This window comes from Wenzhouxiangella psychrophila (assembly GCF_042310375.1).
In the GTDB taxonomy this organism is placed as follows: Bacteria; Pseudomonadota; Gammaproteobacteria; order Xanthomonadales; family Wenzhouxiangellaceae; genus Wenzhouxiangella.
The window spans coordinates 370,795-394,599 of sequence record NZ_JBHJMQ010000002.1 but is presented as its reverse complement, the minus strand read 5'-3'; the positions used below and the strand labels follow the sequence as shown (position 1 = coordinate 394,599).

25 protein-coding genes are annotated in these 23,805 nt (G+C 63.4%); 6 read left to right on the top strand and 19 right to left on the bottom strand.

The window, feature by feature from the left end; all coding sequences use genetic code 11:
- Nucleotides 1-35 precede the first annotated feature (35 nt).
- From acpP to ACDC66_RS04415, 7 genes are all read right to left on the bottom strand, one after another.
- A complete protein-coding gene (gene acpP / locus ACDC66_RS04445) occupies nt 36-275 on the bottom strand; it encodes an acyl carrier protein (protein ID WP_376695464.1) in 240 nt (79 codons plus the stop codon).
- 161 nt (nt 276-436) lie between these two features.
- The gene (gene fabG, locus ACDC66_RS04440; RefSeq protein WP_376695463.1) at nt 437-1,186 is read right to left on the bottom strand and encodes a 3-oxoacyl-ACP reductase FabG; all 750 of its coding nucleotides are present in this window, start codon (nt 1,184-1,186) and stop codon (nt 437-439) included.
- Entirely contained in the window at nt 1,186-2,130 is a 945-nt protein-coding gene (fabD, locus tag ACDC66_RS04435; protein ID WP_376695462.1) for an ACP S-malonyltransferase, read from the bottom strand. Before fabD ends, fabG begins: the two co-directional genes overlap by 1 nt.
- A gap of 56 nt (nt 2,131-2,186) precedes the next feature.
- Nucleotides 2,187-3,152, bottom strand: a complete 966-nt coding sequence (locus ACDC66_RS04430; protein WP_376695461.1) for a beta-ketoacyl-ACP synthase III — start codon at nt 3,150-3,152, stop codon at nt 2,187-2,189.
- A gap of 26 nt (nt 3,153-3,178) precedes the next feature.
- Nucleotides 3,179-4,180: a phosphate acyltransferase PlsX gene (gene plsX / locus ACDC66_RS04425; protein ID WP_376695460.1), complete on the bottom strand. Its 1,002-nt coding sequence runs from the start codon at nt 4,178-4,180 to the stop codon at nt 3,179-3,181.
- A 17-nt stretch (nt 4,181-4,197) separates the two neighbouring features.
- The gene (gene rpmF / locus ACDC66_RS04420) at nt 4,198-4,410 is read right to left on the bottom strand and encodes a 50S ribosomal protein L32 (protein ID WP_376695459.1); all 213 of its coding nucleotides are present in this window, start codon (nt 4,408-4,410) and stop codon (nt 4,198-4,200) included.
- A gap of 17 nt (nt 4,411-4,427) precedes the next feature.
- On the bottom strand, nt 4,428-4,940 hold the full coding sequence (locus tag ACDC66_RS04415; protein WP_376695458.1) for a YceD family protein: 513 nt from the start codon (nt 4,938-4,940) through the stop codon (nt 4,428-4,430).
- A 47-nt stretch (nt 4,941-4,987) separates the two neighbouring features.
- On the opposite strand from ACDC66_RS04415, the gene ACDC66_RS04410 reads away from it, so the two are divergent.
- From ACDC66_RS04410 to ACDC66_RS04390, 5 genes are all read left to right on the top strand, one after another.
- The gene (locus tag ACDC66_RS04410; RefSeq protein ID WP_376695457.1) at nt 4,988-5,578 is read left to right on the top strand and encodes a Maf family protein; all 591 of its coding nucleotides are present in this window, start codon (nt 4,988-4,990) and stop codon (nt 5,576-5,578) included.
- Nucleotides 5,579-5,652: 74 nt separating this feature from the next.
- The gene (locus ACDC66_RS04405) at nt 5,653-7,650 is read left to right on the top strand and encodes a 3-hydroxyacyl-CoA dehydrogenase NAD-binding domain-containing protein (RefSeq protein WP_376695456.1); all 1,998 of its coding nucleotides are present in this window, start codon (nt 5,653-5,655) and stop codon (nt 7,648-7,650) included.
- Nucleotides 7,650-9,092 (top strand): acetyl-CoA C-acetyltransferase, encoded by a 1,443-nt coding sequence (locus ACDC66_RS04400; RefSeq protein ID WP_376695455.1) that lies wholly within the window; start codon nt 7,650-7,652, stop codon nt 9,090-9,092. The genes ACDC66_RS04405 and ACDC66_RS04400 overlap by 1 nt, the downstream gene beginning before the upstream one ends.
- A gap of 17 nt (nt 9,093-9,109) precedes the next feature.
- On the top strand, nt 9,110-9,646 hold the full coding sequence (locus ACDC66_RS04395; protein ID WP_376695454.1) for a CPBP family intramembrane glutamic endopeptidase: 537 nt from the start codon (nt 9,110-9,112) through the stop codon (nt 9,644-9,646).
- A 59-nt stretch (nt 9,647-9,705) separates the two neighbouring features.
- Nucleotides 9,706-11,403, top strand: coding sequence for a serine/threonine-protein kinase (locus ACDC66_RS04390; RefSeq protein ID WP_376695453.1), 1,698 nt, complete (start codon nt 9,706-9,708; stop codon nt 11,401-11,403).
- A 4-nt stretch (nt 11,404-11,407) separates the two neighbouring features.
- Here ACDC66_RS04390 and ACDC66_RS04385 read toward each other — a convergent pair whose 3' ends face one another.
- Genes ACDC66_RS04385 through folD form a run of 4 tightly spaced genes read right to left on the bottom strand, consistent with a single transcriptional unit; the run spans nt 11,408 to nt 15,274 of the window.
- Nucleotides 11,408-12,538 (bottom strand): LysM peptidoglycan-binding domain-containing protein, encoded by a 1,131-nt coding sequence (locus tag ACDC66_RS04385; RefSeq protein WP_376695452.1) that lies wholly within the window; start codon nt 12,536-12,538, stop codon nt 11,408-11,410.
- Between the two features lie 57 nt (nt 12,539-12,595).
- Nucleotides 12,596-13,870 (bottom strand): TRAP transporter large permease, encoded by a 1,275-nt coding sequence (locus ACDC66_RS04380; RefSeq protein WP_376695510.1) that lies wholly within the window; start codon nt 13,868-13,870, stop codon nt 12,596-12,598.
- Nucleotides 13,870-14,397, bottom strand: coding sequence for a TRAP transporter small permease (locus ACDC66_RS04375; RefSeq protein ID WP_376695451.1), 528 nt, complete (start codon nt 14,395-14,397; stop codon nt 13,870-13,872). Before ACDC66_RS04375 ends, ACDC66_RS04380 begins: the two co-directional genes overlap by 1 nt.
- A gap of 7 nt (nt 14,398-14,404) precedes the next feature.
- A complete protein-coding gene (gene folD / locus ACDC66_RS04370; protein ID WP_376695450.1) occupies nt 14,405-15,274 on the bottom strand; it encodes a bifunctional methylenetetrahydrofolate dehydrogenase/methenyltetrahydrofolate cyclohydrolase FolD in 870 nt (289 codons plus the stop codon).
- 55 nt (nt 15,275-15,329) lie between these two features.
- Here folD and ACDC66_RS04365 point away from each other — a divergent pair, with 55 nt between their 5' ends.
- The gene (locus tag ACDC66_RS04365; protein WP_376695449.1) at nt 15,330-15,809 is read left to right on the top strand and encodes a glutathione peroxidase; all 480 of its coding nucleotides are present in this window, start codon (nt 15,330-15,332) and stop codon (nt 15,807-15,809) included.
- 19 nt (nt 15,810-15,828) lie between these two features.
- Here the strand turns inward: ACDC66_RS04365 and der are convergent, their stop codons facing one another.
- The 8 genes from der to ndk form a co-directional block, all read right to left on the bottom strand.
- The gene (gene der, locus ACDC66_RS04360; protein ID WP_376695448.1) at nt 15,829-17,232 is read right to left on the bottom strand and encodes a ribosome biogenesis GTPase Der; all 1,404 of its coding nucleotides are present in this window, start codon (nt 17,230-17,232) and stop codon (nt 15,829-15,831) included.
- A gap of 11 nt (nt 17,233-17,243) precedes the next feature.
- On the bottom strand, nt 17,244-18,413 hold the full coding sequence (gene bamB, locus ACDC66_RS04355) for an outer membrane protein assembly factor BamB (RefSeq protein WP_376695447.1): 1,170 nt from the start codon (nt 18,411-18,413) through the stop codon (nt 17,244-17,246).
- Nucleotides 18,410-19,057 carry a YfgM family protein gene (locus ACDC66_RS04350; RefSeq protein ID WP_376695446.1) on the bottom strand — a complete coding sequence of 216 codons (648 nt, stop codon included), beginning with the start codon at nt 19,055-19,057 and terminating at the stop codon, nt 18,410-18,412. The genes bamB and ACDC66_RS04350 overlap by 4 nt, the downstream gene beginning before the upstream one ends.
- 53 nt (nt 19,058-19,110) lie before the next feature.
- A complete protein-coding gene (gene hisS / locus ACDC66_RS04345; protein ID WP_376695445.1) occupies nt 19,111-20,388 on the bottom strand; it encodes a histidine--tRNA ligase in 1,278 nt (425 codons plus the stop codon).
- Between the two features lie 68 nt (nt 20,389-20,456).
- On the bottom strand, nt 20,457-21,419 hold the full coding sequence (locus ACDC66_RS04340; protein ID WP_376695444.1) for a helix-turn-helix domain-containing protein: 963 nt from the start codon (nt 21,417-21,419) through the stop codon (nt 20,457-20,459).
- Nucleotides 21,394-22,200, bottom strand: coding sequence for a type IV pilus biogenesis/stability protein PilW (gene pilW / locus ACDC66_RS04335; protein ID WP_376695443.1), 807 nt, complete (start codon nt 22,198-22,200; stop codon nt 21,394-21,396). Before pilW ends, ACDC66_RS04340 begins: the two co-directional genes overlap by 26 nt.
- Nucleotides 22,197-23,315, bottom strand: a complete 1,119-nt coding sequence (gene rlmN / locus ACDC66_RS04330; protein ID WP_376695442.1) for a dual-specificity RNA methyltransferase RlmN — start codon at nt 23,313-23,315, stop codon at nt 22,197-22,199. The genes pilW and rlmN overlap by 4 nt, the downstream gene beginning before the upstream one ends.
- A 20-nt stretch (nt 23,316-23,335) precedes the next feature.
- Nucleotides 23,336-23,755: a nucleoside-diphosphate kinase gene (gene ndk / locus ACDC66_RS04325; protein WP_376695441.1), complete on the bottom strand. Its 420-nt coding sequence runs from the start codon at nt 23,753-23,755 to the stop codon at nt 23,336-23,338.
- Nucleotides 23,756-23,805: the final 50 nt, after the last annotated feature.

Sequence of the window (23,805 nt, the reverse complement as noted above, 5' to 3'; positions counted from 1 at the left end):
ACGAAAGACTGTGAGAGCAGACCTCAAAGTCGACATCAATTGTCGACGTTGGCCTTGATGTAATCGATCGCCTGCTGAACGCTGGTGATCTTTTCGGCCTCTTCGTCGGGAATCTCGCACTCGAACTCTTCTTCCAGGGCCATGACCAGCTCCACCGTGTCCAGCGAGTCGGCACCCAGGTCGTCGACAAAGGAAGCGCTGGGGGTGACTTCTTCTTCCTTGACGCCCAGCTGTTCGATCACGATTTTCTTGACGCGTTCTTCAATGCTGCTCATTTCTGATTTCCTCGTTGATAAGGGTTGCCCAAAGCGGGCACATTGTAGTGAACAAATCCGCTCACTGCCAGTTTTCAGGTACCGAAATAACGCCTTGCGCCCCCGGCCCTGACGAATAACTAAAATTAAAAATCAATAGTTTAAAAAAGCCTCTTAAAGCTTCAGGTCATATACATGCCGCCGTTGACATGCAGCGTTTGACCCGTCAGGTAGCCCCCGGCGTCGCTGGCGAGGAAGCCAACAGCCGCGGCCACGTCTTCAACCGCTCCGAGCCGATTGAGGGGAATCGACTCGGTCAGACGCGCGCGCTGTTTCTCGTCGAGCTCGGCCGTCATGTCGGTTTCGATAAAGCCGGGTGCGACGACGTTGGACGTGATGCCGCGGCTACCGAGCTCATGCGCAATGGACCGCGAGAAACCCGCCACGCCGGCCTTGGCAGCGGCATAGTTGCTCTGACCCGGATTACCGCTGTAGCCGACCACCGACGAAATCCCGATGATGCGGCCGGACTTTTCCTTGAGCATGCCCCTCAGGCAGGCTCGGGTCATGCGCATCACACCTCTGAGATTGGTATCGAGTACCGCGTCCCAGTCGTCGTCCTTGAGCCGCATCAGCAGTTGATCGCGCGTTATGGCGGCATTGTTGACCAGCACGGTCACGGCGCCGGAGCGCTCCTTGATGGTCGCGACCGTTTCGGTGATGGCCTCGGGATCGGTGATGTCGAGAACCAGGCCGCGGCCTTCGCCGATCCGCGCGGAAATTCGCTCGGCGCCGTCCGGTGACGTGGCGGTTCCGAACACATCACCGCCCATGGCCTTGAGCCAGTCGGCCGTCGCCCGCCCGATGCCGCGGCTGGCTCCGGTGACCAGGACCACACGACCGTCGATACGATTTGCCGTTTCGGGCGTCATCACTGCGACTCCTTGTAGCTGCTGATCGTCTTTTCCAGGGTTTCGGGATCCTCGAGCGGGACCCAGCGAGCCTGGCGCTCGATGCGGCGACCCAGGCCGCAGAGCACCTTTCCCGGCCCGCATTCGGCCAGGTCCATGATACCCGCGTCACAGATCGACCGCACCGACTCGGTCCAGCGTACGGGACTGGTCAATTGCTGCACGAGCGCATCGCGTATGTCGTCAGCTTTTTCGTGCACGAGGACATCGCAATTGTGAACGACCGGGATGTTCGGTACAGCGATTTCGGTGTCGGCCAGAATATCGCGCATTGCCTCCGCCGCCGGCTGCATCAGCGGGCTATGCGAAGGTACGCTGACCGGCAGCTTGACCGCGCGCCGCGCACCGGCTTCGCTGCATTTGTGCAACGCCCGTTCCACGGCGGCGGCGTGGCCGGCAATCACGATCTGGCCGGGCGAATTGTGATTCGCCGGCACGACAACCTGGTCCTCGGCCACTTCACGGCAGATGGCGGTGACGACTTCGTCTTCCAGGCCGAGTATGGCAGCCATCGCGCCCACGCCTTCGGGAACGGCAGCCTGCATCTGGCGGCCGCGCTCGGATACGAGAGCGACGGCGGTCGGAAAATCCAGTGCACCGGCCACGACCAGCGCCGAATATTCGCCCAGGCTGTGCCCGGCCAGACGCGCCGGCGTCGGCCCGCCCAGGTCCTGCCAGATCCGCCACACCGCAGTGGTGCCGGTCAGCACCGCAGGTTGCGTGATCTCGGTTCTGTTGAGTTCCTCTTGCGGCCCCTCGCTGACAACTTTCCACAGGTCGGTATCCAGCACCTCGCCGGCTTCTTCGAAAGTTTGCCGAACCCGGTCGTATCGGCCGGCCAGCGCTTGCAGCATGCCCACCGACTGCGAACCCTGTCCCGGAAACAGCAATGCAAAATCCGTCATGCGTCCTCCCCTGACAATGGAATGCGATGAAATGAGTGCGGGTCGTGGAAAGGCGATCAGTAGGCGACGAGCGCCGCGCCCCAGGTGAAACCGCCGCCAAAGGCCTCGAGCAGCAGCTTGTCGCCGCGCTGAATGCGTCCACTGCGCAGGGCTTCGTCCAGGGCCATCGGCACGGATGCAGCCGAGGTGTTGCCGTGGCGATCCACGGTGACCACGACCTGGTCCATCGACATCTTCAGTTTCTTGGCCGTTGCCTTGATGATGCGCAGATTGGCCTGGTGCGGGATCAGCCAGTCGAGGTCTTCCTTGTCGAGATTGTTGGCCGCCAGGGTTTCGTCGACGATCCGCCCGAGGGTGTTGACCGCCACCTTGAAGACCTCGTTGCCTTTCATCGACACCGAGACGCCGCCGCGCGCCTCGGCCTTGAAACCGCGCGAGACCCCGACATCGACCTTGAGCAGGTCGCTGTAGCCGCCGTTGGCGTGGATGTGCGTCGACAGGATGCCCGGGTTCTCGTCGGCGGTCAGCACCGCCGCGCCGGCACCATCGCCGAACAGGACACAGGTCGAGCGATCGTTCCAGTCGAGCATCCGCGTGAGCGTCTCGGCACCGACCACGAGCACGTTGCGGGCCGTGCCGTTGCGGATGTACTGGTCGGCTACCGACAGCGCGTAGATGAAACCCGAGCAGGCCGCGTTGATGTCGAAAGCACCGCATTCGGCCATGCCCATACGGTGCTGGAGCAGGCAGGCGGTCGACGGAAAGATCACATCCGGGGTGGTCGTACCCACCAGGAGCAGATCGATGTCGCCCGGCTTGAGGCCGGCATCCTCCATCGCCTGGCGAGCCGCCATTTCAGCCAGATCGCAAGTGGTCTGGTCCTCGGCCGCGACATGTCGCTGGCGGATTCCGGTTCGATCCTGGATCCACTGATCGCTGGTATCGACCATCTGCTCGAGGTCCTTGTTGGTCAGGATTTTCTCGGGTAGATAGCGTCCGGTGCCGATGATGCGAGCGTACATTGTGTTGGTTTGTCCCTGCGTGTCGGTCAGTAACTGGCCCAGAGCGCTTCCTCGAGCTCCGGAATCAGGTTCCTTCGCGCCTCGAGTGCGGCCAGGCCGATGGCCGTTGCGAAACCGCGCTCACATGCGCCGCCGTGACTCTTGATCACGATTCCGCGCACGCCCAGCAGCGGGGCCCCATTATGCCGGGCCGGATCGAGCTTGTCATACACGCGCAAGAGCGACCGGCGAACCAGCGCCGCGCGCCAGCCTCTGAGCTCACCGCGCAGTTGCCCGAACAGGAGTCGCGCCATGCCCTCGGCGCTCTTGAGCAGCACGTTGCCCGCAAAGCCATCGCAGACGACGAGGTCGACCTCCCCGGCAAACACCTGATCGGCCTCGACGAACCCATGAAACGCCAGCCCGGGTTCCGCGTCGATCAACCGGGCGGCCTCGCGAACCACGTCAGGCCCCTTACTCGGTTCCTGACCGATATTGAGCAAGCCGATGCGCGGCGAACGGCTTTGCAGCACGCGGACCGTGGTGTTGCCCAACTGGGCGAATTCGCGCAGACGATGTGCGTTGACGCCGACGTTGGCACCCAGGTCGAGCACCCAGACGTCATCGTTCGCCGTCGGCAGGGCCGCCATCAAGGCCGGCCGCTCGATTCCCGGCAGCATGCCCAGCACCTGCCGCGACAGCGCCATCAGGGCGCCCGTGTTGCCGGCGCTGACCATCGCAGAACCCTGGCCGCCAGCGACCCGCTCGAGCGCGACCTGCATGCTGCTTCCACCGCCGTGCCGCAGCGCCTGCGCCGGGCCTGCATCCATGGGCAGTACCTGATCGGCGGCAACCAGCGCGATTCGATCGCCCTCTTTCAAGCCGGCCGAATCCAGCGCCTCGCGCAGCTGCCCCGGCTCGCCCACCAGATCCACTCGCAGCTGCGCATCGTCCTTCAGGGCACGACGCACTGCAGCCATGGCGATATCGAGCCCGCCGTCGCCGCTCATTGCGTCGACGGCAACGCTGGCACGTTGCTGCAAAGCCACGATTCAGGTCGGGCCGGTCAGCCCTGGGTTTCTTCGAGCTCTTCTTCGTCGATTTCGGGGGCTACTTCCACGACCTGCCGACCGCGGTAGAAGCCCTCGGCGGATACGTGGTGGCGACGATGGATTTCGCCCGTGGTCGATTCTTCCGCCAGCGTCGGACCGCTGAGGCTATCGTGCGAACGACGCATGCCGCGACGCGACGGGGTCTTGCGACTCTTCTGAACAGCCATTGCTCAATACTCCTGTGTCATTTGTCCTTGTCACGATTCCTTCGCAGCTCGTCGGCCAGCTCCGCGAAGGGCCGGTACGTGTCCGAAGTCGGCGCTTCTTCGCCCACCTTGGGCGATGCCGGATCGATCGGCACCAGCGGCAATCCCAGCAGGACCTCCTCGCCGATCAGGCGAACCAGCTCGACCTTGTTGTCCGGGCACAGCAGCGGCTCGTAGTCCTCGGGCAACGAATCGGCCGTACGATCGTCGGGAACGATGCCCACGACCGACCGGCTCTCGATCGGATGCTCGAAAACTTTCAGCGACCTCTGGCAGCGAAGCGGTACCCGCCCACTGACAGAAACTTCGGCCCGGACCTGGCGCTGCTCGTCGTACCCGAAAACGACCCGAAAGCCGATTTCGGACTCGCCCGGATCGGCTATCATGCCCTCCAGGCGAGTCAGGCGCGCCAGCGGAACCGTACCGCTGAATTCCCGACCGGCGGCTGCCGCCTTGTGCGGGTCGATCCAGTCTGGAAAGTCTCGCGACATAAGCCGATCATTATACCACTCAAACAGCTTTCACAACACTTTGCGCGATGCCTGAATCCCGCCCCCCGCACAAGATCGTCCTCGCCTCCGGCTCGCCCTATCGGGCCGAACTCCTGACGCGGCTCGGATGGGACTTCGAGAAACTCTCCCCGGATGTCGACGAATCGCCCGCCGAGGGCGAATCCGGAGCGGCCCTGGCCGAGCGCCTTGCCCGCGCCAAGGCCGCCGCCGTCGCCCGCATCAGGCCCGGGGCCGTGGTGATCGGATCCGATCAGGTCGCCGAGTGCCGCGGGCGCCTGATGGGCAAACCCGGCGGCCGTGATCGGGCCATCGATCAGCTGGCGTTCTGCAGCGGCGCCGAGGTCGTGTTCCACACGGCTGTTACCGTTCGTCGGGATCATGAAGAACACACCGCCGACGTGCCCACCGTTGTAGCCATGCGAAAACTCGACCGCCGTCAGATCGAGCGTTACGTCGACGCCGATCGGCCTTTCGACTGTGCCGGCTCGATGAAGAGCGAAGCCCTGGGAATCTGCCTGGTCGAGCGCATCACCAGCGATGACCCGACCGCGCTGGTCGGCCTGCCGCTCACGCAGATCGTCGCGCTCATGGCCCGCCTCGGCGTCGAACTGCCCTGAGCACGCGCATAGCGACACAAGCAGCGATACATGGTGATAAGCTAACCATACGCACCAGAATGGAGTAGTTCCGGATGGCATCGACTGCCTCGCAAACCAGCGCCGGAAGGCACTGGCGGCTGGAATCCGATCTCGACGGCATAGCCTGGCTCTACCTCGACCGCGACGACGAGAAAGTGAACAGCCTCGGCTCGCAGGTCCTCGAAGAGCTCGACTCGATCATCGGCCGGCTTGAAGCCGACCATCCCACCGGCCTGGTCCTGATGTCGGGCAAGCCCAAGTCCTTCATCGTCGGCGCGGATGTGCGCGAATTCGACGCCACCGACGACGTCGACGAACTGCGCAGCAACGTTCGCGAAGTCCACAAGCTTTTCCAGCGCATCGACGACCTGCCCTTTCCCACAGTCGTGGCCTTCGAGGGCTACTGTCTGGGCGGCGGACTCGAACTGGCGCTGTGTTTCGACTATCGCATCGCGCTCGACGCCGAACACACGCGCATCGGCTTCCCGGAAGTCAATCTCGGCATCTACCCCGGCTTCGGCGGCTCCGGTCGAAGCATCCGCGCCATGGGTGGCTTGCAGGCGATGCAGATCATGCTCACCGCCAAGATGCTCAGGGCAAGAGCCGCCAAGGGGCTCGGCCTGATCGACCAGACCGTCAATCGGCACGGCTCGCTGCGCTGGGCGGCGCGCAACGCGGTGCTGAAGAAGCGCAAGTCGCGCAAGCCGGGCCTGACCGCGCGCGCCACCACCTGGGGGCCGGTGCGGAAGTTCCTGGCCGGACAGATGCGCAAGCAGACCGCACGCAAGGCCCGCAAGGAACACTACCCCGCGCCTTACAAACTGATCGACGCCTTCGAGGCAAACGGCGACTCGTGCGCGCGCATGATCCGCATCGAGGCCGAGGAAGTGCCCAAGCTCCTCGCCGGCGAGACCTCCCGCAACCTGCGCCGCGTCTTCCGCCTGATGGAAGCACTCAAGGCACAAGGCAAGCGCAGCGAATTCACCGCACGCCGCGTCCACGTCATCGGTGCCGGCGTCATGGGCGGGGATATCGCGGCCTGGTGCGCCTTGCGCGGGCTGGAGGTCACCCTCCAGGACCGCGAGATGAAATACATCGAACCGGCCCTCAAGCGCGCCGGCAAGCTGTTCAAGCGCAAGCTCAAGACGCCGACGGCCGTGGCCGCGGCCAGATCGAGGTTGATTGCCGATGTCGAGGGCAAGGGCCTGAGCCAGGCCGACGTGATCATCGAGGCCATCTTCGAGGACCGCGAGGCCAAGCGCGAACTGTTCGCCAAGGTCGACAAGGAAGCCTCGCGCGATGCGATCCTGGCCACCAACACGTCCGCCATCCCGCTATCCGAACTCGCCGACGTACTCAACGACCCGTCGCGCCTGATCGGGCTGCACTTTTTCAACCCGGTGGCCAAGATGCCACTGGTCGAGATTGTCTACGACAACAAAGTATCCAATACCGACCGGGTCAATGACGGCTCAAGCTTCGCCACCCAGATCGGCAAGTACGCCCTGCCGGTCACATCCACGCCCGGCTTTCTGGTCAACCGCGTACTCGGCCCCTATATGCGCAATGCCATGAAGATGCACCGCGAAGGCGTACCCAAGGAAGCGCTGGACAAGGCCGCCGAGCGATTCGGCATGCCCATGGGGCCGGTGGAATTGGCCGACACCGTCGGCCTGGATGTCGGGCTGGGTGTCATCAAGACGCTGATGGGCGACGACGCCGGCGAAGACCGCAAAGTGCTCGAGGAAATGGTCGAAGCCGGCAAGCTGGGCAAGAAATCCGGCGAGGGCTTCTACCGCTGGAAGGATGGCAAGCCTCAGCGCGAAGACGACGCCCACAAGGGTCACGATCTCGACAAGCTGGCCGAACAGCTCATGCAGCCCTACTTCGATGAATGCCGGTCCTGCCTGGCCGACAAGGTGGTCGAGGATGCCGACCTGCTCGACGCCGGCATGATCTTCGGCACCGGGTTCGCGCCCTTCCGCGGCGGCCCGATGCACTATCTCGAATCCCGCAAAGCCGACAAGAAAGCCGACAAGGAGGCGTCCTGATGCCCGACAAGAACCTGCGCCGAATCGCCATTGTCGGCGGCAGCCGCATTCCGTTCTGCCGGTCCGGCAGCCTGTATGCCGACCAGAGCAACCTGGACATGCTCAGCGCTGTCTTCCAGGGCGTGGTCGATCGCTACCATCTGTCAGGCAAAAAGCTCGACCAGGTCATCGCGGGTGCGGTCACCACCCACTCCAAGGACTGGAACCTGGCCCGCGAAGCCGTGCTCTCGACCGACCTCTCGCCGCTGACGCCGGCAGTCACCATGCAGCAGGCCTGCGGCACCAGCCTGCAGGCCGCCATGCTGGCCGGCAGCCAGATCGCCTCGGGCGAGATCGAATGCGCCCTGGTCGGGGGCACCGACACGACGTCCGACGTGCCGATCGTTTTCCAGCGCCGCTTCGCCCAGCGCTTGATGCAGCTCAACAAGGCCAAAACCTTCGGCCAGAAACTGAAGGCCTTCAAGGGATTCAGCTTCTCCGAGCTGGCGCCGCAACCGCCGCGCAATTCCGAACCGCGCACCGGCCTGTCGATGGGCCAGCACTGCGAGCGCATGGCGCGCGAGTGGCATGTCACTCGCAAGGAACAGGACGACCTGGCGCTGGAATCCCACCACAAGGCTGCCGAAGCCTGGGATTCGGGCTTCTTCGACGACCTGGTCAAGCCGCACAACGGTGTCATTCGGGACAACATCGTGCGCCCGGACTCGTCCATGGAGAAACTGTCCAGCCTCAAGCCGGCGTTCGACCGCTCGAAGCACGGCACGCTGACCGCCGGCAATTCCACCTCCCTGTCCGACGGTGCGGCCGCAGTCCTGCTGGCTTCCGAGGAATGGGTGCGCGAACACGACCTGCCGGTCCTCGCCTGGCTGACGCATTCACGCACGGCCGCGGTCGACTACGTCGACGGTGACGAAGGGCTGCTCATGGCGCCGACCGTGGCCGTCGCCGAAATGCTGCAGCGCGCCGACCTCAAACTCCAGGATTTCGATTTCTACGAGATCCACGAAGCCTTCGCCGCCCAGGTGCTTTGCACGCTCAAGGCCTGGGAGAGTGAAACCTACTGCAAGGAGCGCCTGGGCCTGGACGGCCCGCTGGGCAGCATCGATCGCAGCCGCATGAATGTCCACGGCGGTTCGGTCGCCATCGGCCATCCATTTGCCGCCACCGGGGCGCGCATCGTCTCCACCCTGGCCCATATCCTCCAGAAGGCCGGTTCCGGCCGGGGCCTGATCTCGATTTGCACGGCCGGCGGCATGGGCGTGGCGGCCATCCTCGAGCGCGACAACAACGGCTCGGGAGGCGCCGGCGCTTCGAAAAAGGCCAGTCGCAAGAAGAGCACGAAGAAAAAGGCGGCTCGGAAAACAGCCAAGAAAAAGACTGCCGGAAAAACAAGCGCGGCCGCGACGCCGGGCGATGAATCGACCGGGAACCAGGACAACTGAGTACGCGTTCACGTCCCTTGACCACCGCCCTGCTCTTCCAGGGCGGCGTGGTCATCCTGGCCGTCGGGCTGGGCTGGTTGTTCGGCCTGGCCTGGTGGCGCGATATGGAGTTATCGGGGCCGGCGCTGGCATTCAGCCTGGCGGCCACGTTGCCACTGGCTGCAAGCCTGCTCGCGCTTCCTGCGGCTCGCTGGCAATGGGCCAGTGAACTCACCGCCCTGGTTCGCCGTTTTCTGCGAATCCTGTTCCACAACGCCTGGCCGGGCGCGGTTGTCCTCGTTTCGATCCTCGCCGGCATCGGCGAGGAGCTGCTTTTTCGCGGCGTCATCCAGGCTGGCCTGAGCGAGGCCTGGAGTCCGGTTATCGGAATTCTGTGCGCCTCGCTGCTGTTCGGCGTCGCGCACACCGTAACGTTAAGCTACTTCGTGCTGGCCACGCTGATGGGGCTGTATCTCGGCCTGCTGTATCACTGGACCGGCAATCTGCTGGTTCCCATGATCGTTCACGCCCTGTATGACTGGGTGGCCATCCACTTCTACCTGCGCCGATCTTGAATAGAACTTGAGTGGCAATGGGTTACCATGGCCTCCAAAGGGTCAAGGAAGGGAATTCAGTGGAACGCATCGGCCGCTATAAAATCGAGCGCGAACTCGGTCGGGGCTCGATGTCGATCGTCTATGAGGCGTTCGACCCCCATATCAATCGTCATCTTGCGGTCAAGGTCCTGCGCGAACGCTATGCACGCGATCTCAAAAGCCGTCAGCGATTCCTGCGTGAAGCCCGCTCGGCAGGCGGCCTGAGCCATGCCAATATCGTCACGGTCTTCGATGTCGGCCAGCACGAAGGGCTGCCCTTCCTGGTCATGGAACGGCTCCGCGGCCAGAGCCTGGAGGAGTACCTGAACGACGGCGGCCGCCTGGACACCCGCGAGATCCTCGCCATTGGCATACAGCTGGCCGGCGCCCTGGATTACGCCCATAATTGCGGCGTCATTCACCGCGACGTCAAGCCGTCCAACATTTATTTCGACGCGGAGTCCGGCCTGGTCAAGCTGGTGGACTTCGGCATCGCCGCTATCGGCGACTCCAAACAGGCTGACGGAGAGAAATTCGAAGCCATCGTCGGCACACCCAAGTACATGGCCCCGGAGCAGATACAGGGCAGCGACCTGGACGGTCGGGCCGACCTCTACGCACTCGGTGTCGTACTCTATCGATTGCTCGCCGGAAGCGTTCCATTCAAGGCCGACTCGATCGGCGCCCTGATTCATCAGATCGTCCATCGCGCCCCTGCGCGCCTGCAGCCCGAAGACGACCGCACGCCTGTCGACCTGATCGAGCTGGTCCATCGCCTGCTCGCCAAGGACCCCGAGGCGAGGCCGGCCAGCGGCTTGCTGGTCCTCGAAGAATTGCAGGAGATTCGCGCCGACCTCGACCGTGGCCTGCTCAATATGGTGCGCGGCCAGCCGGGCATCTGGCGCTGGCTGGCGGCGTTATGGCTGGCGCTGGTCGTCGTGCTCGGCGGCGGCCTGGCTTGGATTTACCAGAGCCAGACCCGGGCCATGACGGAATCCACCTACGGCTACGGTGATGCGCTGGCAAGCGTCGTCGCACGGGAAACCGCCGAGGCGCTCCTGCTCGACGACACCACGGCCCTGTCCAACCTGGTTTCCGATTTTTCGGTCAATCCCCGGATCACTTACCTGCATATCGCCGACCGTGACGGCAAAGTCCAGGCTTCCACCGACCCGTTTCTGCAGGGTGAGCCGCGCCCGATGCCGGGACGAGCCACCATCGAGCGTGAGCAGGGCGGCGTTCGCCTTCTGACCCGGGAGAACGGCAACCTGGAATTCCAGACGCCGGTCCGCTTCCAGGCCCGGCGCATCGGCGAGGTCCAGCTGGGTGTCGACGGCGCTCAACTGGAATCGGCCGCGCAGACAACGCTGACCATGCTCGCACTCGTGTTCGCCGTAACCCTGGTGGTGGTCGGCATCGGTTTCAGCCTGCTGGTGCGGCGTCAGCAGCGCTCCATTCAACGCGTCAGCCGGGGCCTGCAGCGCATCGCTCGCGGCCAGTACGATGCCCGGCTCGATAGCGAACGGCAAGACGTCTTCGCGCCGCTGTTCCGGGTCTTCAACGATATGGCCAATCGACTCGAGGAACGCCACGGGTACCTTCAACACAAGCCGGCCCGTCGCCCCTTGCCCGAGCTCGGCGATCACGCCGACGCTGATCTCGGGGAAACCGTGGTCATGGATCGGCCCAAGGACGAGAGTGACAACGTCTTGCCGCTGTCGGAGCGAAAGAGCTGAAGCGCTAATCGTTTTCCAGGGATTCCAGCTTTCTCTGGGCCCGCCGGGCCCGCTCGAGATATCGATTCGCCGCTTCGAAATCCGGATTGATGCTGACGACACGCTCCCACAACTCCACCGATAGATCCACTTTCTGATCGCGCCAGGCTGACAGGGCCCGGTCATGATAGTGCTCGGCCAGGGCCGTCTCGAGCCGGGTCAGCCTGGAACCGTGCGTGCTGGCCAGGTCCAGTGACTGCTCGCGCACCGCCATCAACGTGTCGAACGCGGCCGTTTCATCGCCCCGGGCCAGAAACTGCTCGGCCTCGCCGAGCCTGACGCGTGCATCGATATGGGCGCGCTGTCGGGCGAAATCACCCTGGTCGGATCGCTCGCCCAACCAGGGCGAGGCCTGCCTGAGATACTTCCCGGCCCTTTCAGGATCGTCCTCCCGGCATGCCTCCCGGGCCAGTTCAACCGCGGCGCGTGCCAGCGTCGTTCTGCCCGAGTCCGTCAACTCGCCCGCCCGGGCTGCAGCCAGCAGCAGGGAATAAGCCTGGCTATGTCGCTGCTCCTCGGCGAGCTCCTGGGCGGCCTGGTTGGGATCGTCTCTGCTGTCCGGTTCCGCCGCGGCATCGGCCTCGGAAGACGCCTCGGCACGCCCCGCGCGATCACTGACCGTGCTCTTCGGGATCTTGAGCCGTTGCCCGGGCGTCAGCAGTCGGGGAATATCGACATCATTGAGTTTTGCCAGCGAGTAAAAGAGAAGCCCGTTACCGATGCTGCGCTCGGCGATGACCGACAGGCTTTCGCCCGCCCTGACTTCGACTTCCTCGAATTCCGTGCCGAGCAGTTCTTCAGGCGGCTGCCGAATCTGGGCCAGCAATAGCTTGGCCGTCACGTCGTCCGGACGTTCATTGGTCAGTTTTTCAAGCAGTCGCTCGGCCCGCCTCTCTTTACCTTCCTGCAACAGGCCGATGGCCTCGCCGACCGTGTCGGCCGGGGCTTCCTGCTGGCCGGCGGGGGACTCGTCGCCTGCTGATTCAGAGGAAGACTCTGCCGAGTCACGACCGGGCGGCCAGGTCTGGCAGCCCGCCAGCGCCAGACAGAGAACCGCCACCGGGAAGAACCGAAGTTTGACTCGTCGCTCAGTCAAGATCCAGGACCGTTTTTCATTCCAATATCCAGTGTAGCGCAGTCCTGCGGCTTGACCTCACTCGGCAAGCAGCGACGGCAGGGTCATGCTCAGCGCCGGCCACCCTGCGATGATCAGCAGGACCGCAAGCAGGATGCCCAGAAACGGTAGCGCGGCACGATAGACCGTGTGAAGATCCTTACCCGAGCCATGATTGGCGGCTACCACATTGATCCCCGCAGGGAGCGTGAGACAGCCAATCTGCAAGCTGACCACGAGCACGACACCGAGATGAACCGGATCGACGCCGAAACCCATACCCACCGGGATGAGCAGCGGCGCCAGGATCACGGCCCCTGAACTGACCCCCACCAGCATTCCGACCGCTAGCAGGGGCACCATCAGGACAAGGAGAAAGACCAGGCGGCTGTTGACGAGCGGTTCGAACCAGTCCAGCAGGCGCTGGGGCACCCCCGCGTCGACCATGACGTTGGCAGACGCTATCGAAATGCCAAGCAACACGAGCATGGCAGCCACCAACACCATCGCCTCGGTGATGATCTCCGGCAGCTTCGACAGGCGCAGCTCGCGGCGAATCAACACCACCGTAATCAGAACCCATACGGCCGCAAGGACAGCCGCTTCGACAAGGAGCAGCCAGCCCGAGTAGATGCCGCCAAGCACCACCAGCGGCATCGGCAACTCCAGCGCATTGTCGCGCAAGGCCCGCCCGAAAGGCTTGCGCATGGATTCAGCGCGGGGCCGTCCCCGATTCAGCCACGCAGCGTATCCCCCCATCACTGCCAGAATCAGACACGCCGGCAACAGGCCCGCAAGGAACAGGGAATCGAGACTCACTCCGGTGCGTGGCAGGAGCTGCTCCGCGACCACCGCATAGAGAATCAGAGCCAGCGAAGGCGCGAGCAGGACCCCCGGACTGGAGCCGGCCGTAACGATTCCCAGGCTGGACCGCCTCGGGTGACCGTCCCGGATCAAGGCCGGAAACAGCAGGCTGCCCATGGCGAGGATGGCAATGCCGGAGAACCCCGTGAACGCCGTTATCAGCGAATACGGGACAAGCACCAGTACCACCAAGCCACCGGACATCCGGCCGCGTATGGACTGCATCAACTCGAGCAGGCGAACCGGTACCCGGCTGCGCGCCATCAATACCCCGGAAAAAGCGAATAGTGGCAGCGCTACCAGCAGCGGCGGCTCTCCGATACGTACAAAGTCCATGCCGGCCAGAAGCGGGTCCAGTCCCGCCCGCCAGTAGCCGCCCAGGGCGGCCAGCGCGAGAACGGCGAACAGCGGCATACCCAGCAGGGCGAGAACGACCAGCACGAACACCATCACTCCGACTCACTCTGATCGGGCACCGGCGACAGGATCCCGGACGGGGGCAATACGGCCCAGGCCAGGAAGCGCGCCCCCATCATGGCGAAACCAATAGGAACGATCGCCTGGACCATCCAGTTGGGCACGTCAAGAAAGGCGACGGCCTGGAACTCGTACTCCAGCGCAACGATATCGAGACTGGTCCACGTCAGCGCCAGGCAGACGAACGCCGTCAGCGCGAAGACCACACGCCGCAACCCGATCACGGCCGGAGTCGGCAGCCAGCGCTCGACCAGGTCGATGCGGGCATGACGCAAACGCCCGCTGGCGACCACGCCACCGAGCATGGTCAGCCAGAGCAAGACGGCGCCCATGGCATCCTCGGCCCATTGCGGCGCCATGCCCGTGCAGTATCGGAATCCGATCTGGATCAGGCCGAGTGCCAGCAGGACGAGAAAGAGGACGCTGAGCGTGCCCGATTCGATCCATCGAATCGATCGCGTTGCCGGATCCTCTGTCCGGTGCCGATCAGAACCGGTCACTCGACCGTCACGGGGCGCGAACCACCAGCCCGGCCGCCTCGGCCGTGTTCTGCATCAGGGTTGCGACCGTCATCGGTCCCACGCCGCCGGGGACCGGCGTGACCCACCCAGCCCGACTTGCCGCGGCCGGGTAATCGAGGTCGCCGTGGAGCTTGCCATCCTCACCACGGTTGATGCCGATATCCACGACAATGGCGCCCTCGGCGATCCAGGCCGGGTCCACGATGCCCGGTTTGCCGACCGCCACGCAGAGCACTTGCGCGCGTTCGACATGTGCCTGCAGGTCACGGGTGAAACGATGCGCGATCGAAACCGTAGCGCCCGCGAGCAACAACTCCAGGGCGAGGGGCCGACCGACGATGTTCGACGCACCGACGACCAGCGCGTTCATGCCCTTGGTATCGATGTCATGCGCGGCGAGCAGCGTCATCACGCCGCGTGGTGTGCAGGGCCGCAGCCCGGGATCACGCAGGGCCAGACGACCCATGTTCACGGGGTGGAAGCCATCGACATCCTTCTCAGGCGCAATACGGCGGGTCACCGCGCGCTCGTCGAGGTGCGCCGGCAATGGCAGCTGTACGAGAATGCCGTCGACCGACTGATCACGATTCAGGGCATCGATCAGTGCCAGCAATTCGCTGCGACCCACACCGTGGGCCAGACGATGCGTGCTCGAGACCATGCCGGCACGTTCACAGGCCCGAATCTTGTTATTGACGTAGATTTCGGAGGCCGGGTCGTCACCGACCAGGATCACGGCAAGCCCGGGCGGCCGGCCGCCCTCATCCACGTGGTGGGACACTGCGTCAGCGACATTGCCGATCAGCCGATCGGCGACGGCTCGACCATCAAGATTGTGGGCGGGAGATTTCGTCATGGCCGGTATTGTAAGGTAGGATTCCGAGGAAAACCGACTCGGAGTCAGACCGGACGTGAACCTGTTCAATCACCACTTCAAGGATCTCTCGGGCGCAAACATCTACCTTGAGCGCTATCGCCACCAGCCCTTGTTCATCGTCAACATCGCGACCGAGAGCCATTTTTTGCCGCAGATCAAACAACTTCAGCAGCTGCATACGCAGTTCAATCATCACGGCCTGGTGGTGATTGCCATCCCCTCCAACGATTTCGGGGAAGAACCGCGCGACGAGGCGGAAATCGAGGCGTTTTTGCGCGAAAACTATCCGTTCAGCTTCATCATCACGCAACGCTACTCGGTCACGGGTGCAGAGGCTCATTCGCTCTTTCGCGAAATGCTGCAGGAACGAGGGGCTTCAACTCTGCCCCGCGCCAGCTTCAACAAGTACCTGTTTGACCGCCGCGGCGAACTCGCCGAGCATTTCCCGCCCGAAACCCTGCCCGACGACCCGATGCTGATACGCTGCGTCAATCAGCAGTTGGGCAGTGTCTAGTGCCTAAGTAAACCAGCGATCAACCCTTTCGGTTCTTGCGGACAAACTGCTTGAGACGCCGGCGCTTTTCGACCTGCCTGGGCGTCAGTTTGTTGCGCCGCCCGGCATAGGGATTGTCGCCTTCACGAAACACCAGGCGAACCGGCATGCCGGTCAGTCGAAAGTGCTTTCTGAAGGTATTGACCAGATAGCGCTGGTATTGATCCGGAATGCCGCGAATCCGGTTGCCGTGGATCACGATCCGGGTCGGAAAATGCCCGCCGCTGTGCGCATAGCGCAGCTTGGGTGTCCTGCGCTGCACTGCCGGCGGCGGGTGGGCGGCCACGGCGTCACGCATAATGCGCGTCAGCGCACCGGTGGACAATTCCTGTTCACCTGCTTCCTGGACATGCTCGATGGCATCGGTCAGCTCACCCAGACCGCTGCCGTGAAGCGCGGATATCGTCACTACGGGCGCGAAGCGGGCGAAATCCAGCCGCTCGGCGACCTCCACGAGCACCGCCCGACGGCGATCGTTGTCGACGGCGTCCCACTTGTTGATGGCGATGACCAGCCCCCGTCCGGCCTCGATCACATGGCCGACGAGGCGGGCGTCCTGTTCGGTGATCCCCTCGACGGCGTCACAAACCAGGCAGACGATGCGAGCCTGCTCGAGCGACTGCAGCGCCTTGATGGTGCTGAAACGCTCCACACCCTCGTGACTGCCCCTGCGGCGCCGAATGCCGGCTGTATCGATGAGGTGATAGCGAACGCCGTCGCGTTCGACGGTGGCGTGAATGGGGTCACGGGTGGTGCCGGCCACCGGCGTGGCAAGGGCACGCTCTTCGCCGAGCAAACGATTCATCAGCGTTGACTTGCCGGCATTGGGCCGGCCGATCAGCGCCAGGCGCAGGCCGTCATCGTCGGGAACGCCGCTTTCTTCCATTTCCGGAAGCAGCTCGGCAAGCGCCTGGCCGAGTTGATCGAGCCCGCGACGGTGGCTCGCCGAGATCGGGTGGATTTCGCCCAGGCCGAGTTCCGCGGCCTCGGCCACTGCGAGGTCGGGATCCAGCCCGTCGGATTTGTTGACGACATGTACGACCGGCTTCCCGCGAGTACGCAGGTCGGTCGCGATCTCGTGCTCGACCGGAAGGATTCCGGCCCGGGCATCCGTCAGAAACAAGACAGCGTCAGCCTCGTCGATCGCCAGTCGCGTCTGAGCCTGGGCGCCGAGCTCGATCTCGTCCCCGGCCTGGTCCAGGCCGCCCGTGTCAACCAGAATCACCCTGCGCTCGGCCACCGACGCACGACCGTAGATTCGATCTCGGGTGACGCCGGGGGTATCCGCCACCAACGCGTCCCGGGTGTGCGTCAACGCATTGAACAGCGTTGATTTCCCGACATTGGGCCGCCCGACTATGGCGACCACCGGCAGCGTGGACACGGCCTTCTGACCTAGCTCGAGCGACTGACCCGCCAGGCGCTCAGATCTCCGTCCTCGTCCAGCAGGTAAAGCGTATCCCCGATGACCAACGGGGCCGAGGCCGGCGCACTGCCGCTGGCCTTCTCACGCGCGACGATCTCGCCGTTGTCGACATCGAAAAAGTGCAGGTAGCCTTCGAGATCGCCGACCGCGACCAACCCGCCCAGGAAAACCGGGCGAGTCAACTCACGACGCAGGAGCTGGTCATCGCGCCACAGCGTGGCGCCATTGCGCCGATCGACCATCCAGACGTTGTCGTCCCTGTCGGTCAGCGCCAGCTGCGTGCGACGCAGACTCAGACCGCTCGATGACGAAATTTCCTTGACCCACAGCGTGCGGCCGGATTCCAGTGCAAGACCGGCCAGGCGGCCGTGGTAGCTCGCCACGTAGAGTTCGGTTCCGACAACCAGCATCGGCCCATCGATATCCGCCAGGCGTTCCAGCTCCGTGCGGCCCTCGGGTTCGGTCACGCGCTGTTCCCACAAGACCGATCCATCCGACACTTTGAGGGCGGTCACATGACCGTCGTCGTAGCCAATGTAGACCTGACCCGCACGCGTCAGCGGGTCGCCATTGCCGCGCAGGGTCAGCAGGGGGACGCTGCGATCATGAACCCAGATACGTGACCCGTCGCTGCGGTCCAGGCCGAAGACGCGGCCGTCGATCGAGCGCGCGATGATGATGCCGTCATGCAACACCGGGAGGGACAGGATTTCTGATGACAACTGGGCCCGCCAGTCGATACGACCGGAATCGCGATCGATAACCACCAGTTCACCGTCGAAGGTGCCGACCATGATCAAATCATCGGTTACAGCGGGCCCGGCGGAGATCGGAAGCTCGATATCGATTTCGCGTTCGATACGACCGCTCTTGGCATTGACCGCGGTGATTTGACCTTCGTGATCGGCCACCCAGATCTGGTCTCCGACGGCCACCGGTCGAATGCGCGGCTGACTGCGATTGATTCCGTCTCCGGTATTGACCGACCAGACGCGATCGATGGGTACCGACTGGTGAATCTCGGTGAGTTCCGCCGGCTTGAGTTCATCGTCACCGCTGAACCAACCACCAATCGTCTGGCACCCGGCCAGGAGCAAAAGTGCGGGAACGAGGGCGAGTGGACGTGCTTGAGAAATCACGAAGTCTCCCCGTCTGCCGTTGCGGCGTCGATCTTGATTTGCAGCAGCTGCGCATTACCGCCGTCGGCTGTGCGACGCGCCAGCGCATCTTCCCAGGCCGATCGAGCTTCCGCAATGCGTCCACGCTCGAACAACAGGTCACCTTTCAGTTCGGCCCAGGTGGCTTCGAACCCCTCGGGGGCGGAACCGTCGAGCAGAGCAAGTGCCTCCTCGTGCTGTCCCTGGGCCTCGAGAACCCGCGCCAGACGAACCGTGGCTACCGGCCAAAGCGATTCGAGCCGGCGATTGTCGATGATGCCGCGATAGACGTCTGCAGCCGGTGACAGTCGGCCGTCCTCGATCCACGCGGCGGCAAGATGCATGCCCGCGAGGCCGGTGTAGGCCGTCTCGCCGACCGCGTCCTGCATGGCCTGGTACTCCGAAGCCGCGGAATCGAGATTGCCGTCGGCGACCTGCTGGCGCACGACCTGGTAGTAGTCCGATCCCATCACTTGCTGGTCGGCGCGATAATCCTGCCACTGGCGAAATCCGAAAATGCCGCCAAATGCCAGTATCAAGGCTACGATGATCGCCGAGCTGTATTCCTTGATCCAGCGTCGGACGCGCTCGCCCTGTTCGTGTTCGTCGTAAAGCTCTACGGCCATTTCAAGTTAATCCTTGCGTTCGGCGTGATAAAAAGCCAGCTGCCTATGATAAATCAGTCAGCCCGGCCGGCGGCAAACAATGACTGCAAGCGCTGAGGCAAGTGATCGAGAGCGACCACTTCCTGCTCGGCGTCACCGCGGAGGTCCTTGATTGCCGCTTGTCCCTTTGCGAATTCCGCTTCTCCCAGAATGACACACCAGCGCGCACCGCTGCGGTCGGCGCGCTTGAACTGCGAACGCATGCTGCCACCGGCCAGGGCGGTGGCCAGCGACAGCCCTGGCAAGTTGTCACGCAACCGCTCGGCGATCGAGAGCATGTCACCGGCATCGATCTGGCTGACCAGGAAGATGTCCGCGTCCTGGGTGTGCTCCACACCCGCCGCCTCGAGCATGGCCAGAAGCCGCTCCACACCCAGCGCAAAACCGATTCCGGGCGTATCGCGACCCCCTTGCATGGCCACCAGGTCGTTGTAGCGACCGCCGGCGCATACCGTGCCCTGGGCGCCGAGTTCATCCGTGACCCATTCGAAAACGGTTCGGCAATAGTAGTCCAGCCCCCGCACCAGGCCCGGATTGATCGTGTACTCGATTCCCAGCCGATCGAGCAGCGAGCAGACTTGCCCGAAATGCTCGCGGGCCTCGTCGCCGAGTTCATCCGCCAGCCTGGGTGCGTCGGCCATGATGGCGCGGGTCTCTTCGTTCTTGCTGTCGAAGATGCGCAGCGGATTGGTTTCCATCCGCCGCTGGCTGTCGGCATCCAGGCGATCCCGGAACGGTGTGAGGTAATCGACGAGCTTTTGCCGGTAGCGCCGGCGATCCTCGCGGTCGCCGAGACTGTTGATTTCCAGGCGAATGCGTCCGACCAGGCCGAGTTCTCGCCACAGCCGTTCGCCCAGCGCGATCAGTTCGACATCGGCAGTGGCCTGTTCAAGGCCGAATACCTCGGCCCCGAACTGGTGGAACTGGCGCTGGCGTCCTTTCTGCGGGCGCTCGTGGCGAAACATGGGGCCCTGGTACCAGACCTTCAGGCCCGGCGTGTGCAGCAGGCCGTGCTGAATGGCCGACCGGACGACGCCTGCCGTCCCCTCCGGACGCAAGCTCAGCATGTCGCCGTTGCGATCCTCGAAGGCGTACATTTCCTTCTCGACCACGTCCGTGGCCTGGCCGATGGCCCGGAAGAAGACTTCTGCCTTTTCCAGGATCGGCAGGCGAATCTCGTGGAAGTCATAGGCGGCGAAAACGCGCGACAGGCGCCCTTCCAGCCACCGCCACATGGGCGTCTGGTCCGGCAGGATATCGTGCATGCCGCGAATCGACTGAATGTTGCTCATCAAACTGCTTCCGTCACAAATGAAAAGCCCGCCGACGGCGGGCTCTGGCTGCCGTCGTCAGCCGACGCTCAGTGCTGGACCTCGCCGTCGCTGGAAATGGCGATCTCGGCCACGTCACCGCTTTCATGACCTTCCCAGGTCACCGGCTGACCGTTGACCTGCAGTTTGACCGCACTCGAGCGACCGACAAGCAGGCTGAACGGTGGTTGACCTTCGTAGCTTCGAGTCTGCCCACTGCGCAACAGATCGTACTCCAGGCGGTTGCCGTCGGCATCATGAATCTCGACCCAACTGTCTTCGAGCAACTCCAGGCTCAGCGCGCTCAATGATGGACCCACCCCTGCTGCCGGCAAATCCTCCGGAGCAATATCGGTTTCCACTGAATTCGCGGCCGACTCAGTACGGGCATCCCTGGCAGGGCGAATCGGATTGAGCGGAATCGCGGAGGCCGAAACGTGGCGAGCCGCCGAAGGCTCTGCGGAAGGCGCCTCATTCTCGCCTCCGATTTCGGCGGTTGCGTTGTCGGCGGTTTCGCCCTGCCCTGATCCTGCAAGCGATTCCGACACGCTGGCCGGCGTATCGGCGGCCACATCACGCTCGAGCATGCGCGTCCCACCGGATACGAAAAAATAGACAAGCGGCGGAACAATGGCAACCGTTACAAGAAGATACGTGGCAATCTTTAGGTATCGCTCGAACTGCCATTCGCCTTTTGATACGGGAAGAACCTCCTGCAGCTCCGGCAGCACATCCTCGCCGGCATCCGCCAGCAAGGTATCGGGGTCGATTCCCAGAAAGCGTGCATAATTGCGAATGTAGCCCCGCCGATAAATGCTGGATAGCTGGTCGACCTGGCCGGTCTCGATATCGTTGACAATCATGCCCGGCAGGTGCAGCTGCCGAGCAACGTCGGCCTGCTCCAGGCCACGCTTCTCTCTTCGGCGCCGGAGTTCAGCGCCGATGCGTTCGTATTTCTGCTCCCCTGATTCTTGTTCTATCTCTTCGTTACTGACGCTGGTTTGTTCGGTCATCTCGGCTGGTCTGTTGTCTTATGTTTTGAGCTTCATCCGACTCGGGAAACTGTTCCTCGAGTTGCCTGAAGTAGCGGGCGGCCTCCCGCTCATTGCCAAGCCGCTCTTCGATCCGGTATCCCAGTACCAATGCTTCCGGATCGACCCCCGCGGCCGCCTCGTAACGCTGCAGAAACGCCCTGGCCCTGAAGGCCTCGTCGCGCTGCAGGAAAAGGCGCGCCAGATGGTAAAGCGCGTTGGGATACTCCGAATTGATGTCCAGAGCCTCCCGCAGATAATCCTCTGCCTCATCGTAGCGCTCGCTGCGAATCGCGCAGGAGCCGGCGTTCGAGTATGCGACCTCTTTCGTATCGTAAAACGGGTCGTCGACCGCGCGACGAAAGAGCCCATCGGCTTCCTCGTACTCACTCTGGCGGCAGAGAAAGGTTGCATAGCTATTGAGCGTTGCGCCGTCCTCGGGCGCCAGGCGCACCGCGTCACTGAAATAGCGACGCGCTCGTGATTCGCGACCGAGTCGCTCCTGGATCAGGGCCAGTGTTACGTAGGCCGGGACGTGTGCCGGGTCCAGCTCGATCGCCCGTTCCAGTTTGTCGATGGCGACCTCCAGGTCGCCACGCTCGAAATAGCCCACACCCAGACGTGTGTTGACATCAGCCGCCTGCACCGGGCTGACACGCTCCATGCCCTTTCGTCCACCTTCGCCCGGCTGGGACTGGGTCGTCGCGCACCCGCCCACGAGCGCGATGCAAGCGAATACCGCGAACAGGCGCCATCCGATCATGACGCCACCGCCTGCCGAGCGAGCTGCTGCTGCACGACCTGGCGTCGCTGATTCGGACTGAGAAGCTTGCCCACCAGCTGGCCGCAAGCCGCATCGATATCTTCGCCGCGGGTCTTGCGCACCGTCGTGATCAGGCCGGCCGCTCGGGTGATCTTCTGGAACTCGTAGATCGACTCGTCCGATGAGCAACGGAAGGGGGTGCCGGGGAACGGGTTGAAGGGAATCAGGTTGATTTTCGACGGCAGCACGCTGAGCAGGCGAACGAGCGCGCGTGCGTGCTCCGGGCGATCATTGACGCCATCGATCATGGTGTATTCAAAGGTGACCGAACGCCGCGGGCGCGCCTTGATGAAGCGCTTGCACGCCGCGATGAGCTCCTCGACCGGATACTTGCGGTTGAGCGGGACGAGCCGGCAGCGCAAGTCATTGTCTGCGGCGTGCAGGGATACCGCCAGCGCGAAATCCTCGCCGTCCGAGAGGGCATCGATTCCGGGAATCACGCCCGAGGTGGAAATCGTGACACGGCGTGCGGCCAGGCCGTAGGCCAGATCGTCACGCAAGAGTGACAGCGTCGGCTGCACCGCATTCAGGTTGAGCATGGGCTCGCCCATGCCCATGAACACGACATTGGTGATGCGCTGTTCGTCGCCATGCAGCTCGCGCAGGCGCTGAGCAGCCTGCCAGACCTGGCCGATGATTTCCGACGAGTCCAGGTTGCGACTGAAACCCTGCGTCGCGGTCGAACAGAACGTGCAGTTGAGCATGCAGCCCACCTGCGAGGAAATACAAAGCGTGCCCCGGCTTGTTTCCGGGATATAGACCGTTTCAACGGCGTTTCCGCCGGCAATCGACATCAGCCACTTGATCGTGCCGTCTTCCGAGCGCTGCTCGCGGGTGACCGACGGCGGTGCGACTCCAGCCGTGGTTGCCAGGCGCTCGCGCAGCGTCCTCGACAGATCGGTCATCTGGTCGAATTCGGTCACCCCGCGCTGGTGAATCCACTGCAGAAGTTGACGCGCACGGAAGGGCTTTTCGCCGAGATCGACGAAAAACCGTTCCAACCCCGCCCGGTCAAGACCGAGCAGGTTCGTGACTTCTTGAGGCCCTGCGGGCATGTGCGTGATTTCGCTGATAATTACCGTGAGTATATCTCATCAGCGCCGAAAAAGAAGCCGATTTCCTCTTTTGCGGTATCTGCGCCGTCCGATCCGTGCACGGCATTGGCATCGATGCTGGAAGCAAAATCGGCCCTGATCGTCCCGGGAGCGGCCTGGCGCGGGTCAGTTGCGCCCATCAGCTCGCGATTTCGGGCGATGGCTTCCTCGCCCTCGAGCACCTGGACCATGACCGGGCCGGACGTCATGAATTCAACCAGATCATTGAAGAACGGGCGCTCACGATGCACGGCGTAAAAACCCTCGGCCTCTTCGCGGGAGAGATGCTTCATGCGTGCGGCAACGACCTTCAGGCCGGCGCGCTCGAAGCGCGTGTAGATTTCGCCGATGACGTTCTTGGCCACGGCATCGGGCTTGATGATGGACAGTGTCCGTTCCATTCCTGCTCCTTGGAAGTTAATGACTGATTTAGCGAAGCTCGAGACTGGTT

What these genes read in the sequence shown, in the direction of transcription:
- ACDC66_RS04380 (WP_376695510.1), bottom strand. Translation starts at nt 13,870, where the DNA reads ATGGTGTTCGTGCTGGTCGTTCTCGCCCTGCTGGGTATGCCGCTGTTC.
- ACDC66_RS04415 (WP_376695458.1), bottom strand. Translation starts at nt 4,940, where the DNA reads ATGTCGCGAGACTTTCCAGACTGGATCGACCCGCACAAGGCGGCAGCC.
- ACDC66_RS04400 (WP_376695455.1), top strand. Translation starts at nt 7,650, where the DNA reads ATGCCCGACAAGAACCTGCGCCGAATCGCCATTGTCGGCGGCAGCCGC.
- fabD (WP_376695462.1), bottom strand. Translation starts at nt 2,130, where the DNA reads ATGACGGATTTTGCATTGCTGTTTCCGGGACAGGGTTCGCAGTCGGTG.
- acpP (WP_376695464.1), bottom strand. Translation starts at nt 275, where the DNA reads ATGAGCAGCATTGAAGAACGCGTCAAGAAAATCGTGATCGAACAGCTG.
- rpmF (WP_376695459.1), bottom strand. Translation starts at nt 4,410, where the DNA reads ATGGCTGTTCAGAAGAGTCGCAAGACCCCGTCGCGTCGCGGCATGCGT.
- fabG (WP_376695463.1), bottom strand. Translation starts at nt 1,186, where the DNA reads ATGACGCCCGAAACGGCAAATCGTATCGACGGTCGTGTGGTCCTGGTC.
- ndk (WP_376695441.1), bottom strand. Translation starts at nt 23,755, where the DNA reads ATGGAACGGACACTGTCCATCATCAAGCCCGATGCCGTGGCCAAGAAC.
- ACDC66_RS04340 (WP_376695444.1), bottom strand. Translation starts at nt 21,419, where the DNA reads ATGACCGAACAAACCAGCGTCAGTAACGAAGAGATAGAACAAGAATCA.
- pilW (WP_376695443.1), bottom strand. Translation starts at nt 22,200, where the DNA reads ATGATCGGATGGCGCCTGTTCGCGGTATTCGCTTGCATCGCGCTCGTG.
- ACDC66_RS04430 (WP_376695461.1), bottom strand. Translation starts at nt 3,152, where the DNA reads ATGTACGCTCGCATCATCGGCACCGGACGCTATCTACCCGAGAAAATC.
- folD (WP_376695450.1), bottom strand. Translation starts at nt 15,274, where the DNA reads ATGACGAAATCTCCCGCCCACAATCTTGATGGTCGAGCCGTCGCCGAT.
- ACDC66_RS04350 (WP_376695446.1), bottom strand. Translation starts at nt 19,057, where the DNA reads ATGGCCGTAGAGCTTTACGACGAACACGAACAGGGCGAGCGCGTCCGA.
- rlmN (WP_376695442.1), bottom strand. Translation starts at nt 23,315, where the DNA reads ATGCCCGCAGGGCCTCAAGAAGTCACGAACCTGCTCGGTCTTGACCGG.
- ACDC66_RS04410 (WP_376695457.1), top strand. Translation starts at nt 4,988, where the DNA reads ATGCCTGAATCCCGCCCCCCGCACAAGATCGTCCTCGCCTCCGGCTCG.
- hisS (WP_376695445.1), bottom strand. Translation starts at nt 20,388, where the DNA reads ATGAGCAACATTCAGTCGATTCGCGGCATGCACGATATCCTGCCGGAC.
- ACDC66_RS04405 (WP_376695456.1), top strand. Translation starts at nt 5,653, where the DNA reads ATGGCATCGACTGCCTCGCAAACCAGCGCCGGAAGGCACTGGCGGCTG.